14 protein-coding genes are annotated in these 15,416 nt (G+C 70.6%); 3 read left to right on the top strand and 11 right to left on the bottom strand.

Annotated elements, in window-relative coordinates; genetic code table 11:
- Positions 1–1,331: molybdopterin-dependent oxidoreductase (locus tag CVO76_RS04185; RefSeq protein WP_244186181.1), on the bottom strand; the 1,331-nt coding region annotated here is incomplete at its 3' end.
- 232 nt (positions 1,332–1,563) lie between these two features.
- On the opposite strand from CVO76_RS04185, the gene moaA reads away from it, so the two are divergent.
- On the top strand, positions 1,564–2,634 hold the full coding sequence (gene moaA / locus CVO76_RS04180) for a GTP 3',8-cyclase MoaA (RefSeq protein ID WP_208740806.1): 1,071 nt from the start codon (positions 1,564–1,566) through the stop codon (positions 2,632–2,634).
- 1 nt (position 2,635) lies between these two features.
- Entirely contained in the window at positions 2,636–2,887 is a 252-nt protein-coding gene (locus tag CVO76_RS04175; RefSeq protein ID WP_208741697.1) for a MoaD/ThiS family protein, read from the top strand.
- Here the strand turns inward: CVO76_RS04175 and CVO76_RS04170 are convergent.
- The 8 genes from CVO76_RS04170 to truB all read right to left on the bottom strand — a co-directional run bounded on the left by CVO76_RS04170 (position 2,884) and on the right by truB (position 10,963).
- Positions 2,884–4,254: a M16 family metallopeptidase gene (locus tag CVO76_RS04170; RefSeq protein WP_208740804.1), complete on the bottom strand. Its 1,371-nt coding sequence runs from the start codon at positions 4,252–4,254 to the stop codon at positions 2,884–2,886. The genes CVO76_RS04175 and CVO76_RS04170 overlap by 4 nt on opposite strands.
- Before the next feature lie 99 nt (positions 4,255–4,353).
- Positions 4,354–6,609 carry a polyribonucleotide nucleotidyltransferase gene (locus tag CVO76_RS04165; protein ID WP_133082207.1) on the bottom strand — a complete coding sequence of 752 codons (2,256 nt, stop codon included), beginning with the start codon at positions 6,607–6,609 and terminating at the stop codon, positions 4,354–4,356.
- Between the two features lie 313 nt (positions 6,610–6,922).
- Positions 6,923–7,192, bottom strand: a complete 270-nt coding sequence (gene rpsO / locus CVO76_RS04160) for a 30S ribosomal protein S15 (RefSeq protein ID WP_087072138.1) — start codon at positions 7,190–7,192, stop codon at positions 6,923–6,925.
- A gap of 103 nt (positions 7,193–7,295) precedes the next feature.
- Entirely contained in the window at positions 7,296–8,291 is a 996-nt protein-coding gene (locus tag CVO76_RS04155) for a bifunctional riboflavin kinase/FAD synthetase (RefSeq protein ID WP_133082206.1), read from the bottom strand.
- A gap of 161 nt (positions 8,292–8,452) precedes the next feature.
- Positions 8,453–9,121 (bottom strand): DUF4345 domain-containing protein, encoded by a 669-nt coding sequence (locus tag CVO76_RS04150; RefSeq protein WP_208740802.1) that lies wholly within the window; start codon positions 9,119–9,121, stop codon positions 8,453–8,455.
- A gap of 98 nt (positions 9,122–9,219) precedes the next feature.
- Positions 9,220–9,669, bottom strand: coding sequence for a hypothetical protein (locus CVO76_RS04145; protein WP_208741696.1), 450 nt, complete (start codon positions 9,667–9,669; stop codon positions 9,220–9,222).
- A gap of 20 nt (positions 9,670–9,689) precedes the next feature.
- Positions 9,690–10,058, bottom strand: a complete 369-nt coding sequence (locus tag CVO76_RS04140; RefSeq protein WP_133082204.1) for a hypothetical protein — start codon at positions 10,056–10,058, stop codon at positions 9,690–9,692.
- Between the two features lie 2 nt (positions 10,059–10,060).
- Positions 10,061–10,963 (bottom strand): tRNA pseudouridine(55) synthase TruB, encoded by a 903-nt coding sequence (gene truB, locus CVO76_RS04135; protein ID WP_208740800.1) that lies wholly within the window; start codon positions 10,961–10,963, stop codon positions 10,061–10,063.
- A gap of 78 nt (positions 10,964–11,041) precedes the next feature.
- On the opposite strand from truB, the gene CVO76_RS04130 reads away from it, so the two are divergent.
- Positions 11,042–12,220, top strand: a complete 1,179-nt coding sequence (locus CVO76_RS04130; protein WP_208740798.1) for a pyridoxal phosphate-dependent aminotransferase — start codon at positions 11,042–11,044, stop codon at positions 12,218–12,220.
- A gap of 79 nt (positions 12,221–12,299) precedes the next feature.
- Here the strand turns inward: CVO76_RS04130 and rbfA are convergent, their stop codons facing one another.
- Positions 12,300–12,740 (bottom strand): 30S ribosome-binding factor RbfA, encoded by a 441-nt coding sequence (rbfA, locus tag CVO76_RS04125; RefSeq protein WP_133082202.1) that lies wholly within the window; start codon positions 12,738–12,740, stop codon positions 12,300–12,302.
- 117 nt (positions 12,741–12,857) lie between these two features.
- Positions 12,858–15,416, bottom strand: a 2,559-nt coding sequence (infB, locus tag CVO76_RS04120; protein ID WP_208740796.1) for a translation initiation factor IF-2, incomplete at its 5' end; no start/stop codon positions are given.

Raw genomic sequence — 15,416 nt, 5'->3', positions numbered from 1 at the left:
GGGGCGGGGCCCGCCACTCCCCGGTGCTGTGCCCAGGCGACTCCCCCGACGACCACCGTCCCCGCCGGGATGCTCGCGTTCGGGCGGGGCACGTCGATGCGGGAGGAGGTCTTGACGGGGCCGCGCTCGGACCAGCCGCGCGTGGACCAGTACGCCGCGTCGTCGGCGAAGCGGGTCACCGTCAGCTCCTCCACCCATTTCGTCGCGGACACGAAACCGTAGAGGCCGGGGACGACGAGACGGACGGGGAAGCCGTGCTCGACCGGCAGCGGTTCCCCGTTCATGCCCACGGCGAGCAGGGAGTCCCGTCCGTCCGTCAGGGCCTCGAGCGGGGTGCCCGCGGTGAAGCCGTCCACGCTGCGGGACAGGACCATGTCCGCTCCCGGCCGCACGCCGGCCCGGGCGAGGAGCTCGCGGACCGGCCAGCCGAGCCAGCGCGCGGTGCCCGTCAGGTCGCCGCCCACCGGGTTGGACACGCAGGCCAGCGTGATGTGCCGCTCGACCAGGGGCAGCGCGAGCAGCTCCTCGAGGGTGATCTCGACCTCGCGCTCCACGAGGCCCGTGACCCTCAGCGACCAGCGGGCGGGGTCGACGACGGGTACCACGAGGGCGGTGTCGATGCGGTAGAAGTCGGCGGCGGGTGTGACGAGGGCGCTGATGCCCTGGATCCCCAGGTCGGCCCCGTCCGGCACGAACGAGCCCTCGGCCGGAGGCACCGTCCCCTCCGCCGGATCCGGGAGCGGAATCGATGCGCGCTGCCGTGCGACGTCGGACTGCGACCAGCGCACGTTCGTCGCAGCGCCTCCCGCGGCCACGGCGACGACGGCCGCTCCGCCCGCGCCCTGCAGGAACCGGCGTCGGGCCGGGGCCGTACCCGCTCCGCCGTCGGCCGCGTGCCGCGTCCAGGACCGCAGGGACCGTACGAGGGCATCGAGGACGAGGAGTGCGATCAGCGCGGCGACCACCGGTGCCGCGAAGGACACGGTGGAGGATTGCGGCCGGGATGCCACCGCGGCCACGCCGATCAGCCCGAACCCGAGGACGACCGCCCGGCCCGCGTACGTGCGCCGGTATTCGAGGATGCCGACGGCGAGGGCGATGCCCGTGATCAGGACGCCGATCGTGCCGAGGAGGACAGCCTTGTCCGCGGTGCCGAACAGGGTGATGGCCCAGTCCTTCACGCCCGCCGGCAGTGCATCGATCACGGCCGAGCCGACGGCGCTGACCGGGGTGACGGAGGGACTCAGGGCCGCGGCGGTCAGCTCGCCGCCGATCACCCCCAGCCCGACGGCGAGGACTCCGCAGGCCGCTGCCCAGGTCCGCCGTCGCATCATCGCTGCCTTCCGTCCTGGCCCCGATCGTCCGCGGGCCGGGGCCGATCGCGCGTGACGGCGCTCCACCGCGCAGGGACACCTGCTACACGACCGCGGGGAGCCGGGTGTTCCCTCCGCACGGCGTTCCGTCGGAGGGCCCGCCGTACAGGGCCCGGGACCCGCGCGGAAGACCCTGCCCGTCCGACGCTTCCGGTAGGGCCGGGGACGGCGGAGGGCGTACCCTCGTTCCATGGGAATCCAACTGGGCATGCCGGGCTCCGCCCGCGATTCCGTGGCCCGGGGTCTCCTGGACTCCCACGGTCGGCAGGCGACCGACATGCGCCTGTCACTCACGGACAAGTGCAACCTGCGCTGCACCTACTGCATGCCCGCGGAAGGCCTGAACTGGCTGCAGAAGGACCAGGTCCTGTCCCGCGGGGAGATCGTGCGCCTGGTCCGTATCGGCGTGGACCGGCTCGGCATCCGGGAGCTGCGCCTCACCGGCGGCGAGCCGCTCGTCCGTGCGGACCTCCTCGACATCATCCGTGACATCCGCGCCGACCACCCCCAGCTCCCCATCTCGATGACCACCAATGCGCTGGGACTCGATCGCCGTGCCGCTCAGCTGAAGGAGGCAGGGCTCACGCGGATCAACGTCTCCATGGACTCGCTGCATCCGGAGACCTTCGCGCAGCTGACCCGTCGGCCGTTCCTCGACCGCGTGCTGAAGGGTATCGAGGCCGCAGCCGCCGCAGGGCTGGGGCTCGTCAAGATCAACGCCGTGCTGATGCGCGGCGTCAACGACCACGAGGCGCCCGACCTCGTGGAGTGGGCCGTGGCCCGCGGCTTCGAGCTGCGGTTCATCGAGCAGATGCCCCTCGACGCGGACCACGGCTGGACGAAGGAGGGCATGGTGACGGCCGCCGAGATGCGGGAGCTCGTCGAGACGCGCTTCGTCCTGACACCCGATCCCCGGAACCGCGACGGCGCCCCCGCCGAACGGTGGGAGGTCCGCTCGAAGGAGTCGCCGGGTATGGTCCTCGGAACGGTCGGCATCATCGCGTCCGTCACCGAGCCCTTCTGCGCGGACTGCCGCCGGACGCGCGTGACGGCGGAGGGCAAGGTCATGAGCTGCCTCTTCTCCCGCGAGGAGACCGACCTCCGGGACCTCCTGCGCTCGGAAGCCGGCGACGACGCCGTCGCGCAGCGCTGGCGTGACGCCATGTGGCTCAAGCCCAGGGCGCACGGCATGGACCACACCGGACTCGGCGCGGCCGACTTCGTGCAGCCCGACCGCTCGATGAGCGCCATCGGTGGCTGAGGTGCTGGTGAGGTATTTCGGGGCGGCCAGGGCTGCGTCCGGTGTGGATCAGGAGCGCCTACCCGGTGGGCGGAGCCTCGACGACGTGCTGACCGACCTGCGGCAGCGCCCGGCCGTGCCGGGCAAACCGTCGCTCGCGAAGGTGCTCGACCGGAGCAGCTTCCTCCTCAACGAGGTGGCACTGCGGAACCCCTCGGTCGTCCTGCAGGACGACGACGTGCTCGACATCCTGCCGCCGTTCGCCGGCGGCTAGGACGCGAAGTCCGCCTCCGTGTCGAACGGCCCGACGACGACCGTCGTGCGCGGGGCGGCGGCCAGTTCACGGGCCAGCGCCTGCACCTCGTCCGCCGTCACGGAGCGGATGCGGTCGAGGGACGCGTCCATGTCGACGAACTCCCCGGACACCAGTTCCGAGCGGCCCAGCCGGGACATGCGGGAACTGCTGTCCTCGAGAGCCATGACCAGTCCGCCCGAGAGCTGGCCCACGGCCTTGCGCAACTCCTCCGCGTCGATGCCGTCGGCTGCGAGGCGGTCCAGTTCCGACCCGAGGAGGTCGATGACCTGCCCCGTCTTGGCCGGCGAGCACCCGGCGTACATACCGAAGTAGCCGGCGTCGGCGTAGGCGGCCGAGAAGGAGTACGTCGAGTACACGAGGCCGCGCTTCTCACGGATCTCCTGGAACAGCCTCGAGGACATGCCTCCGCCGAGGACGGCGTTCAGGACACTCATCGCGAACCTGCGCTCGTCCGTGGCCGTGATCGACGGGCATCCGATCAGGATGTTGGACTGCTCCACCGCCCGGCGGATCACGTGCACCCCGGTGGCGCCCTGCACCGGCACCTCCGTCGCGGAGCGGCGCGGGACCGGCAGGGCGCCGTCCTCGAGCTGCCACCCGGCCGTCTCCAGCGCCTCCTGCACCAGGCGGCAGACGGTCTCGTGGTCCAGGCCGCCCGCGGCGGTCACCACGAGTTCGGCGGGCGTGTAGTAGCGACGGTAGTGCGCCAGGACGGACTCCCTGGGCACCGCGCGGATGGCGTCGGGGGTACCGCCGATGGGCCGGCCGAGCGGGTGGTCGCCCAGCACCAGCTCGACGAACTTCTCGTGGACGACGTCGGCCGGGTCGTCGCTGTCCATGGCGATCTCCTCGAGGATGACGTCCCGCTCCTGCTCGAGCTCGTCCGGATCGAGGACGGCCGAGGTGACCATGTCCGCGATGACGTCGATGGCCATGGGCAGGTCGGAGTCGAGGACCCGCGCGTAGTAGCAGGTGTTCTCCTTCGCGGTCGCTGCGTTGGACTCGCCGCCGACCTCGTCGAAGGCCGACGCGATGTCCATGGCGCTGCGGCGCTCCGTGCCCTTGAACAGCAGATGCTCCAGGAAATGGGTGGAGCCGTGCTGGCCCTCGGCCTCGTCCCGCGAACCGACGCCGACCCAGAACCCGATGGTCGCCGACCGCTGGCCCGGCATCGCCTCGGTGAGCACGCGGACCCCGCCGGGCAGCACGCTGCGCCGGACGACGTTACCGCCCGGATCCCCCGCGACGAAGGTGGGGTCGGGGCCGTCCCCGACGGGCAGGGGCGTCGGCAGGAGCGGAAGGGACACTACGGAGGACAGGGGCATCCTGGTCTTTCTGGGGATTCGGGAAAGGCCCCGGCGCCGACCGACATCGATCGGTCGGCGCCGGGGCCGCGGTCCGCTCAGGACGAGCGGGACGACAGGCTACGCGTCGTCGGCCTCGGCGGCGTCGGGCAGCTCGATGCCGGCGTCCTCGGAGGAGTCCTCCGCCACGACGGGCGAGAGCGACAGCTTGCCGCGGTCGTCGATCTTGGTGATCTCGACCTGGACCTTCTGGCCCACGGACACGACCTCGTCGACGTTGTCGACACGCTTGCCGCCCGCGAGCTTGCGCAGCTCGGAGATGTGCAGCAGGCCGTCCTTGCCCGGCGTCAGCGAGACGAAGGCACCGAAGGTCGTGGTCTTGACGATCGTGCCCAGGTAGCGCTCACCGATCTCGGGGACCTGCGGGTTCGCGATGGCGTTGACCGCCGCACGCGCCGCCTCGGCCGACTCGCCGTTCGTGGCGCCGATCAGCACGGTGCCGTCGTCCTCGATCGAGATGTCGGCTCCGGTGTCCTCCTGGATCTGGTTGATCATCTTGCCCTTGGGGCCGATGACCTCGCCGATCTTGTCCACGGGGATCTTGACCGAGATGATCCGCGGGGCGAACTCGGAGAGCTCGTCCGGGGTGTCGATCGCGGCCTGCAGGACGCCGAGGATGTGCAGGCGGGCCTCGCGGGCCTGCTTCAGCGCTGCAGCGAGCACGGAGGCGGGGATGCCGTCGAGCTTGGTGTCGAGCTGGATCGCCGTGACGAACTCCGACGTGCCGGCGACCTTGAAGTCCATGTCGCCGAAGGCGTCCTCGGCTCCGAGGATGTCGGTCAGCGCGGCGTAGCGGGTCTGACCGTCGACGACGTCGGACACGAGGCCCATGGCGATGCCCGCGACCGGCGCCCGGAGGGGCACACCGGCGTTGAGCAGCGACAGCGTCGAGGCGCAGACCGAACCCATCGACGTGGAGCCGTTGGAACTCAGCGCCTCCGAGACCTGGCGGATCGCGTAGGGGAACTCCTCGCGGCTCGGCAGGACGGGCACGAGGGCGCGTTCCGCCAGCGCTCCGTGGCCGATCTCGCGGCGCTTCGGGGAACCGACGCGGCCGGTCTCACCGGTGGAGTAGGGCGGGAAGTTGTAGTTGTGCATGTAGCGCTTGCGCGTGACGGGTGACAGCGAGTCGATCTGCTGCTCCATCTTGAGCATGTTCAGCGTGGTGACACCCATGATCTGGGTCTCGCCGCGCTCGAAGATGGCGGAGCCGTGCACGCGCGGCAGGACCTCGACCTCGGCGGTGAGCTTGCGGATGTCGCTCAGGCCACGGCCGTCGATGCGTACCTGGTCCTTGAGGATGCGCTGGCGGACGACGGCCTTGTTGAGCGAGCGGAAGGCTGCGGAGAGCTCCTTCTCGCGTCCCTCGAAGGAGCCGCCGAGGGCGTCCATGAGCTCTGCCTTGAGGGCGTCGGTCGCCGTGTTGCGCTCCTGCTTGTCGGCGATCTGGAAGACCTGCGCGAGCTTCTCGGCTCCGGCGGACTCGACGGCCGCGTACACGTCGTCCTGGTAGTCGAGGAAGACCGGGAACTCGACGGTGGGCTTCGCGGCACGTGCCGCGAGGTCGGCCTGCGCCTCGCACAGGGCGCGGATGAAGGGCTTCGCGGCCTCGAGGCCGTCGGCGACGATCTCCTCGGTGGGGGCCGTGGCACCGTTCTCCTTGATGAGGTTCCAGGAGTTGTCGGTGGCCTCGGCCTCGACCATCATGATCGCGACGTCGTCACCGGCGATACGGCCGGCAACCACCATGTCGAAGACCGAGTTCTCGAGCTCGGAGTGCTTCGGGAAGGCGATCCACTGGTCGGTTCCGCTGCCGTCGGACACGAGGGCGACACGCACGCCGCCGATCGGACCCGAGAAGGGCAGGCCGGAGAGCTGCGTCGACATGGACGCGGCGTTGATGGCGACGACGTCGTAGCGGACGTCGGGGTTGATCGCGAGGACGGTCACGACGACCTGGACCTCGTTGCGCAGGCCCTTGACGAATGCTGGGCGGAGCGGGCGGTCCATCAGGCGGCAGGCCAGGATGGCCTCCGTGGAGGGACGGCCCTCGCGGCGGAAGAACGAGCCCGGGATGCGGCCCGCGGCGTACATGCGCTCCTCGACGTCGACCGTCAGGGGGAAGAAGTCGAAGCCCTCGCGGGGCTGCTTGCCGGCCGTGGTGGCCGAGAGCAGGGCGGTGTCCTCGTCGATGTAGACCATGGCGGAGCCGGCGGCCTGCTGGGCGAGGCGCCCGGTCTCGAACCGGACGGTGCGTGTTCCGAAGCGACCGTTGTCGATCACTGCTTCGGCGAACTGGATTTCGGGACCCTCCAAGAGAGTCACCTCCGTTTCTCAGGTATCGGAGGCAATCGGCACCCGTCGTGGTCCCGTCCCTCGTGGACGGTCCACAGCACCCGGTCTTCGATCGAGATCCACGGAAGCCGCATCGTCGGATACGTTCCGGAGACCACTACCGAGGACCGCGAATGCGTGGTGCCGGTTGGCTCCTGTTGTGCGTGGGTATGTCTATGGTGTCAGGTACTGCTGGTTCTGCTCTTCGGTGTCGCGGAAGCGCGCTGCGCCGCCGGGCCCGTACGAGGAAGGCGGCTCCCTCTCCCGGGGAGAGGATGCCGCCTTCCGGTGCTACTTATCGACGCAGACCCAGGCGCTCGATGAGCGACCGGTAACGCGTGATGTCGGTGTCCCGCAGGTAGTCCAGCAGGCGACGGCGGCGACCCACGAGAAGAAGCAGGCCACGACGCGTGTGGTGGTCGTGCTTGTGCATCTTCAGGTGCTCGGTCAGGTCGAGGATACGACGGGAAAGCATCGCGATCTGCACCTCGGGTGAACCGGTGTCACCTTCGGCCAGGGCGTATTCCTTGATGATTTCCTGCTTGATGGCGGCGTCAAGGGCCACGTGTAACTCCTAGAGTTGTACCGTGTACAGGTGCTGAGCATCGCTTGCACGACGACACAGAAAAATCCAGCCACCACGGACTGCAGCCGGATCTGTATCGAGTTTAGCGTCTGGCCTGTTGTTCTGTCGAAAGCAGCCCGCGCGCGCGGTCGACGTCGAGCTTCATCTGCTCGATGAGCGCCTCCGGACCCGTGTAGGCGACCTGCCCCCGCAGCCGCTCCACGAACTCGACGACGATCGACTGCCCGTAGAGGTCGAAGTCCTGGACGCGCTCGGGCGGTCGGTTGATGACGTGTGCCTCGACCTGCCGGTCGACGCCGTCGAAGGTGGGGTTGGACCCGACGGAGATCGCCGCCGGCCACCGCGTGCCCGCCTCGTCGACGAGCCAGCCCGCGTAGATGCCGTCGGCCGGGATGAAGCCCTGGGAGGAGGCGGCGAGGTTCGCCGTCGGATAGCCGAGTTCCCGTCCGCGCGCCGCTCCGTGCACCACCTCGCCGCGCATGCGGTGGTTGCGGCCGAGCACGCGGGTAGCGGTGCCGACGTCCCCGGCCTCGAGCGCTTCGCGCACCCAGGTGGACGAGCACCGCCGGTCGCCGTCGGCGTCCGTCGCGTCCAGCGGGAGGCTCGCGCCGAAGTCGTCGATGACGAGGACTTCGAAGCCCAGCTTCCGGCCGAGCTCGCGCATGGTGCCGAGATCCCCGCTGTTGCCCCTGCCGAAGCGCACGTCGTGGCCGATCACCACGGCCTTGGCCTTCAGTGCCCGGACGAACACGCGTTCGACGAACTCCTCCGGTGAGTTCGCGGCGAGGTCGAGGGTGTAGTGCATCATGAGCAGCGCGTCGATGCCGGTCTCGGCGAGGGTCTCGACCCGGTCGGCGAGACCCATGATCAGCTCGGGTGCCGCATCGGGCCGGTGCACCTGTGCGGGGTGCGGATCGAAGGAGACGACGACGGCGGATGCGTTGCGCTCCCGCGCCGCCTCGACGACCTGCTGCAGGACGCGCTGGTGGCCCCGGTGCACGCCGTCGAAGTTCCCGAGCGTCAGGACGGCGGGCCCGAAATCCGGTGGCACGCTGTCCAGGTCTCTCCAGTAGAACACGCATCTCCTTCGTGGTTCGGCCGATTCCCGCCACCCGGGTCCGGGTCGGTCGCCGATCCCATTATGGCCGAAAGGACCGGGGCGTACGGCATCGGCCTGCAGGTGGCGGGCGGCTTCCGGCGCTCGTGGGAAGCGGCCCGGCACGTCCTGGGCCGGCCGGGTCAGCCTCGCTGGGCGAACTCCTTCCGGAGGTCGCTCGTCTTGGCGATGTACTTGTGCCAGACGAGCAGGGCCGGCGGGAAGGCCAGCTCGACGACCATCAGGATGATCAGGACGTAGTTCGGGGTGCCGGAGAACGCCCAGGACAGGACCCGTCCGATCCCGCCGACGAAGACCATGAGGCATACCAGCCAGAGCATGTTGGCCCACTGGAACTTGATGGCGATGGTGATGAATGCGGCACCGACACCGACCATCATGGCCGAGAAGAACCGGAACTGGTTCTCGAGCGTCGGGTTGACCGGGTCGGCTTCGGTGTCCGGCAGCCCGGCCGTCCCGAGGATCAGGTAGTAGGCGCCGAATCCGGCGATGACGAGGCCCACCAGGACCACGACGGTCCGGAAGACGTTCCAGTCCCCGCCCGAGGTGGCGGGGGTGCCGGACTTCCTGCCCTTGGCCTTGGGGGCGCTGGAGGGCGTGGACGTCGGGGCTCCCGTACCGGCGGTGCTGTTCCCGGGGGCTGCCGCCCTGGTCCGCGGCGCCGGAGCCGCCGCATCCGGGGACCGTCCGCCGGTCGGGGCGGTACCGTCGAGGCGGCGCGCGTCGGGAACCGATGGCCGACCGGCCCCGGCTGACGAGGAGTTGTCGTGCTCGGGGTTGTTGCTGGTCATGACGCTCCCTGGGGGCAGGCTGGATCGGTGCTGTAGCGCCATACTCTCACGGTGGGACCGCGCCGCGGGCCCGGAGGGGCAGGAGCGCCCCGGCGGAGTCAGTCGTCCGTGCGACCCGCCCCGTTCCGGCGCAGCCACAGCAGCCCGAGGATCGGGAGGATCAGCGGGACGAAGCCGTAGCCACGGCCGAACGCCGACCACACGGTCTCGCTCGGGAAGGCCTCGGCATCGACGATGCTGAGGAGGCCGACGGCGACCACGCCGACGAGCTCGGTGGTGACGGCGACGACGGAGACGCGGAAGGCCCTCGCGCCGGGGCGTGCGAGGGACACTGTCGCGACGATGTAGACGACGGCCGCGAGGGCCGAGAGGAGATAGGCGAGCGGCGCCTCGCCGAACTTGGTGGCGATCTGGAAGGCGGCGCGGGCCGTCGCCGCCAGCGCGAAGACCCCGTAGACGGCGATGAGCAGGCGACCCGGCCCGGTGGCGCGGCTGGTCCTCCTCGCGTCGTCGGCTGCGTCCGTCGCACCGGCACCCTTCGCGGGCAGGTTGTCGTCGTGTCCAGCCGTCACAGGCCCGCCACCCCGTCCCAGATCTGCTCCATGCGGAACAGCATGACGAAGACCGTCAGCCCGGCGGCGGCCAGGACGAGATTGCTCCAGCGCGTCCGGTCGAGGATGGACCACCAGAACGCGCCCACGGGCACCACGAGCGCCGTGAGGAGGTAGCCCCAGAACTCCCAGGCCTCCCCCAGGACGGGGTCGCCCGTGACCTGGCGGATCCCGGCGCCCACCGAGTAGGCCAGGAGGAACAGCTCGACGGCCGCCACCGAGAGGATGGTGATGTCGTTCGGCGGCTGGCGCAGCAGGGAGGCTCCGACACAGAGGACCGCGGAGACCGAGCAGACGAGGACACCCACGAGGAAGAAGGGATCCACGGCTACTCCTTCCCGCCGGGAGCGAACACGAGGACGGTCCGCGCGGCGCCACCGCGGTTCTCCAGCAGGGCCACGAGCGTGCCGTCCGGGGCGAAGGCGGCGACGGGCGCGTCCGGCTCCGCGTTCGGTGTGATCTTCCGGCCGTGCGAGACGTCCGCGGCCTCGGCGTCCGAGAGCTCCCGCACCGGGAACAGCGCCCGGCCGGCGTCGTCGAGCGACAGGATGCCCAGATCCTCGGCGAGCTGGTCGAGCGTGCGGGCGGAGGCGATGGAGTAGGGCCCGACCCGGGTCCGGCGGAGCGCCGTGAGGTGGCCGCCGACGCCGAGGGCCCCGCCCAGGTCGCGGGCGAGGGCACGGATGTAGGTACCGGAGCTGCATTCGACCGTGACGTCGACGTCCTGCAGGCGTCCGCTGCTGACCCTGCGGATCGCGGAGATGTCGAAGCGGTGGATGGTCACCGGACGCGCGGGGAGGTCGACGTCCTCGCCGGAGCGCACGCGGGCGTAGGACCTCTCGCCCTTGACCTTGATGGCGCTGACGCTGCTCGGGACCTGCTGGATCTCGCCCGTCAGGGCGGCCACGGCGGTCCTGATCTCCGCTTCGGTGACGGCCGCCGCGATGCTTCCGCCCGTGACCTCGCCCTCGGCGTCGTCGGTGACGGTGGACTGCCCCAGCCGGATGGTCGCGGTGTAGGTCTTGGAGGTGCCCACGATGAAGGTCAGCAGGCGCGTGGCGCGATTGACGCCGATCACGAGGACTCCGGTGGCCATCGGGTCAAGCGTCCCGGCGTGGCCCACCTTGCGGGTCCCGGCGAGGCGCCGCAGCCGGCCCACGACGTCGTGACTGGTCCAGCCCTGAGGCTTGTCCACGATGATCAGCCCTGAGTGGACCTGCCCGGAATTCACGCCTCCCAGTATATGGGGCACCGCGCGGCCTCCCGGCGCCGCCGCGCTCCGGCCCTACCCCGCGATACGATCCTGCCTATGCCCTCAGCTCCAGCCCACGTGGTGAATGTCCCGGTCAACCAGATCCGCGAGATCACGCAGGCGGCGTGGGCGACGCCCGATTCGATCGTCCTCAGCATCGGCGAACCGGCCTTCCCCGTGGCCCGCCACGTCCTCGAGGCGGCGATGGCGGCACTGGACCGGGACGACACCGACTACACGCCCAACGCCGGCATCGCTCCGGTGCGGGCCGCGTTCGCCGAGCACTTCTCCCGACGGTCCGGTGTCGAGGACGACCCTTCCCGTGTCTTCGTCGTCGCCGGCGCGCAGCAGGGTCTGCATCTGGCACTCAGCACGCTCATCGGCGCCGGCGACGAGGTCCTCCTCCCCGATCCCGGGTATCCGACGTTCACCATGACCGTCGGCCTGCTGGGCGGGGTCCCCGTGCCCTATCCCCTGGTACCGCACCACGGCTTCCAGCCGCGGATCGAGGACCTGCGGCGGCTCGTGTCGGCGCGCACCAGGGTGCTCATGCTCAACTCGCCGTCGAACCCCCTCGGCTCGGTCTTCGGCTCCGACCTGACACGCGACCTCGTGCGGTTCGCCCACGAGAACGATCTGTGGATCATCTCCGACGAGTGCTACGAGGCGTTCACCTACGACGTGCCGCACATCAGCCCCGCGCGTTTCGACGCGGGCGGGCCCGAGGCCGTGCCGGAGGCGACCGAGGCACGCGTCATCACCTCCCTCACGCTGTCCAAGACCTACGGCCTGACCGGGCTGCGCATCGGCGCCCTCGTCACGCCGCCCGGGATGGAACCGCTCCTGAACAACGTCATGGAAGCCACCGTGTCCTGCGTGTCCGCGCCGTCCCAGTACGCCGGACTCGCGGCCCTCACCGGCCCGCAGGACTACGTGCACACGGCCCTGGAGCACTACCGCGCCAATCGGGACGCGGCGACGGCGGTCCTCGACGCACTCGGCATCGGCTACCTCGACGCCCGCGGCGCCTTCTACCTGTGGGCCGATCTCTCCTACGCGACGGGAGGCGACGTCCGGGCGTGGACCAGGGCGTTCCTCGCGGACCGGGGCGTCGCGCTGGCACCGGGCACCGCGTTCGGGGCCATGGGCGAGGGCTGGGTGCGGATCGCCCTGTGCGGCAGGACGGACGAACTCATCGAGGGGCTCTCCCGCCTCCCGGCACCGCAGCGGACCTGACCCGGACCCGACAGGGCCGGAGGACGCGAGAGGCAGCCGACCCGGTGGTCGGCTGCCTCTCGCGCTGCGGTGGGACGGTCTAGCGCCCCGTCTCCCCGTCGTCCTCGGAGGTGCGGTACGGATCCGCATCCCCCGCGAAGTCGGCGCCCTGGGCTATCGCCGCCACTTCGGCGTCGCGCTCGCGGGCCTTCTGCAGCAGCTCCTCGAGGTGGCTGGCGTTGACCGGCACCTCGTCGGGGACGAACTCGAGGGTGGGTGTCAGCCGGGCGGTGATGTTCTTCCCGACCTCTGAGCGCAGGACGCCGCGGGCCGATTCGAGCGCCGTCCGGGTGGCCTGCTGCTCGTCCGCGTCGCCGAGCACGGTGTAGTACAGGGTGGCGTGCTGGAGGTCGTTGGTCACACGGGCGTCCGTGATGGTCACGGCTTCCAGCCGGGGGTCCTTCACGCGGCGCCGGAGCGCCTCGGCGACGATGACTTTGATGCGCTGCGCGAGCCGCGCGGCGCGGGCCGGATCTGCCATTGCTATTACTCCTACGAAAGCGGGTGGTATCGGGGGTGCCGATCGTGCGGGCGGGTCCCGGGTGTGCGACGAGCACAGGCGCCCCGGAGAACCGGGGCGCCTGTGCCGACCGACGTGCTAGACGCGGGGCTTCTCCCGCATCTCGAAGGTCTCGATGGTGTCGCCTTCCTTGACGTCGTTGAACGACCCGAGGCCGATACCGCACTCGAAGTCGGTGCGGACCTCGGTGGCGTCGTCCTTGAAGCGCTTGAGCGAGTCCACGGAGAGGTTGTCCCCGATGATCTTGCCGTCGCGCAGGACGCGTGCCCTCGAATTGCGTCGGATGATGCCCGACCGGACGATCGAACCGGCGATGTTGCCGAACTTCGAGGAACGGAACACCTCGCGGACCTCTGCGGTTCCGAGCTGCACCTCCTCGTACTCCGGCTTGAGCATGCCCTTGAGGGCGAGCTCGATGTCGTCGATCGCGGCGTAGATGACCGAGTAGAAGCGCATGTCCACGCCTTCACGCTCGGCGAGGTCCGCCACGCGCTCTGCCGGCTTGACGTTGAAGCCGATGATGATCGCGTTGTCGACCGTGGCCAGGTTGACGTCGTTCTGCGTGATCGCACCGACGCCGCGGTGGATGACGCGCAGCTGCACGCCCTCTCCGACGTCGATCTTGAGCAGCGAGTCCTCCAGGGCCTCGACGGCACCCGAGACGTCACCCTTGAGGATGAGGTTGAGGGTGTCGACCTTGCCCTCGGCGACGGCCTGGTCGAAGTCCTCGAGGCTGATGCGCTTGCGGCGCTTGGCGAGGGCCGCGTTGCGGTCCGCCGCTTCACGCTTCTCGGCGATCTGGCGTCCGGTGCGCTCGTCGTCGGTGACGAAGAACGTGTCACCTGCACGGGGCACGTTGGACAGCCCCAGGACCTGGACCGGACGCGACGGTCCGGCCGTCGTGACGACGTCGCCGTTCTCGTCGAACATCGCACGCACACGGCCGTGGGCCGTACCGGCCACGATCGTGTCCCCGACATGCAGCGTTCCGGACTGGACGAGCACCGTGGCGACGGCACCGCGGCCGCGGTCGAGGTTGGCCTCGATCGCGATACCGCGGGCGTCCTTGTTCGGGTTGGCCCGCATGTCCAGCGCGGCGTCCGCGGTGAGCAGGACGGCCTCGAGGAGGTCGTCGATGCCCATGCCCTGGAGCGCCGAGACGTGCACGAACATCGTGTCGCCGCCGTACTCCTCGGGCACCAGGCCGTACTCCGTGAGCTGGCCCTTGACCTTGTCCGGGTTCGCGCCTTCCTTGTCCATCTTGTTGACGGCCACCACGATCGGCACGTTGGCCGCCTGGGCGTGGTTCAGCGCCTCCACGGTCTGCGGCATGACGCCGTCATCCGCTGCGACGACGAGCACCGCGATGTCCGTGACCTTCGCACCACGGGCACGCATGGCGGTGAACGCCTCGTGGCCGGGGGTGTCGATGAAGGTGATGGCACGCGTGGTGTCCTCGTGGACGTGCTGGATCTGGTAGGCGCCGATGTGCTGGGTGATGCCGCCGTGCTCGCCCTCGACGACCTTGGTGTTCCGCACCGCGTCGAGGAGTCGCGTCTTACCGTGGTCGACGTGGCCCATGACCGTGACGACCGGCGGACGTGCCTCGAGCTGCTCGTCACCCTCGGCTTCCAGCTCCGCGTCGAAGTCGATGTCGAAGCTGCTGAGGAGCTCGCGCTCCTCGTCCTCGGGTGAGACGACCTGGATCTTGTAGCCGAGTTCCGTGCCGAGCACCTCGAAGGTGTCCTCGTCCAGCGACTGGGTCGCCGTGGCCATCTCACCGAGGTGGAACAGCACGGTGACCAGTGCGGCGGGGTTCGCCTCGATCTTGTCGGCGAAGTCCGTGATGGACGAACCGCGGCGCAGCCGGACGATCGTGTTGCCGTCTCCGCGGGGTACGCTCACGCCACCCAGCGAGGGAGCCGACATCTGCTCGAGTTCCTGCCGCTTCGCACGCTTCGACTTGCGCTGCTTGCCGCGACCGGCTCCGCCCTTGCCGAAGGCTCCGGCGGTGCCGCCGCGTCCGCGGCCGCCCTTGCCGAACCCGCCGCCGGCGGGTGCTCCGCTGGGGCTGGCAGGTGCTCCACCGGGTCCGCGGCGCGGACCGGCGCCCGCACCCGGCGCTCCGCGGCCGGGGGCAGCAGGACGTTCGGTGCGGTTCGGCATCATGCCGGGAGTGGGACGTGAGCCCGGGGCTCCGGCGGGACGCGGTGCCCCCGGACGCGGTGCGCCCGGACGGGGTCCACCCGCACCGGCAGCGGGACGGGGTCCGCCCGCACCGGCAGCCGGGCGGGGTCCGCCCGGACCTGCGGCGGGACGCTGCTGCGCATCATCACGACGACCGGGCCGGGGCATGCCCTGCGACGGTGCGAACGGGTTGTTGCCCGGACGGGGCGGACGCTCCGAGGTGCGGTCGGCACCGCGGTCGGCCTCCCCGCGACGCGAGCCCATGCCCTGCGACGGTGCGAAGGGGTTGTTGCCCGGACGGGGCGCTCCGCCGGGACGGGCGCCCGACGGGCGGGTTCCGGCGGAGGGAGCCGCCGGAGGGGTGGCCGGTCGCGGGGCCGGACGTGCGCCCGGCGTCGCGCCGTCACCCTGGCTGCCCTGCTGGGCGGGTGCGGGGGTGTCCTGTGCTGC

Source organism: Arthrobacter agilis, from assembly GCF_002953615.1.
Lineage (GTDB): Bacteria > Actinomycetota > Actinomycetes > Actinomycetales > Micrococcaceae > Arthrobacter_D > Arthrobacter_D agilis_B.
This window is presented reverse-complemented; position numbering and strand designations above follow the sequence as displayed.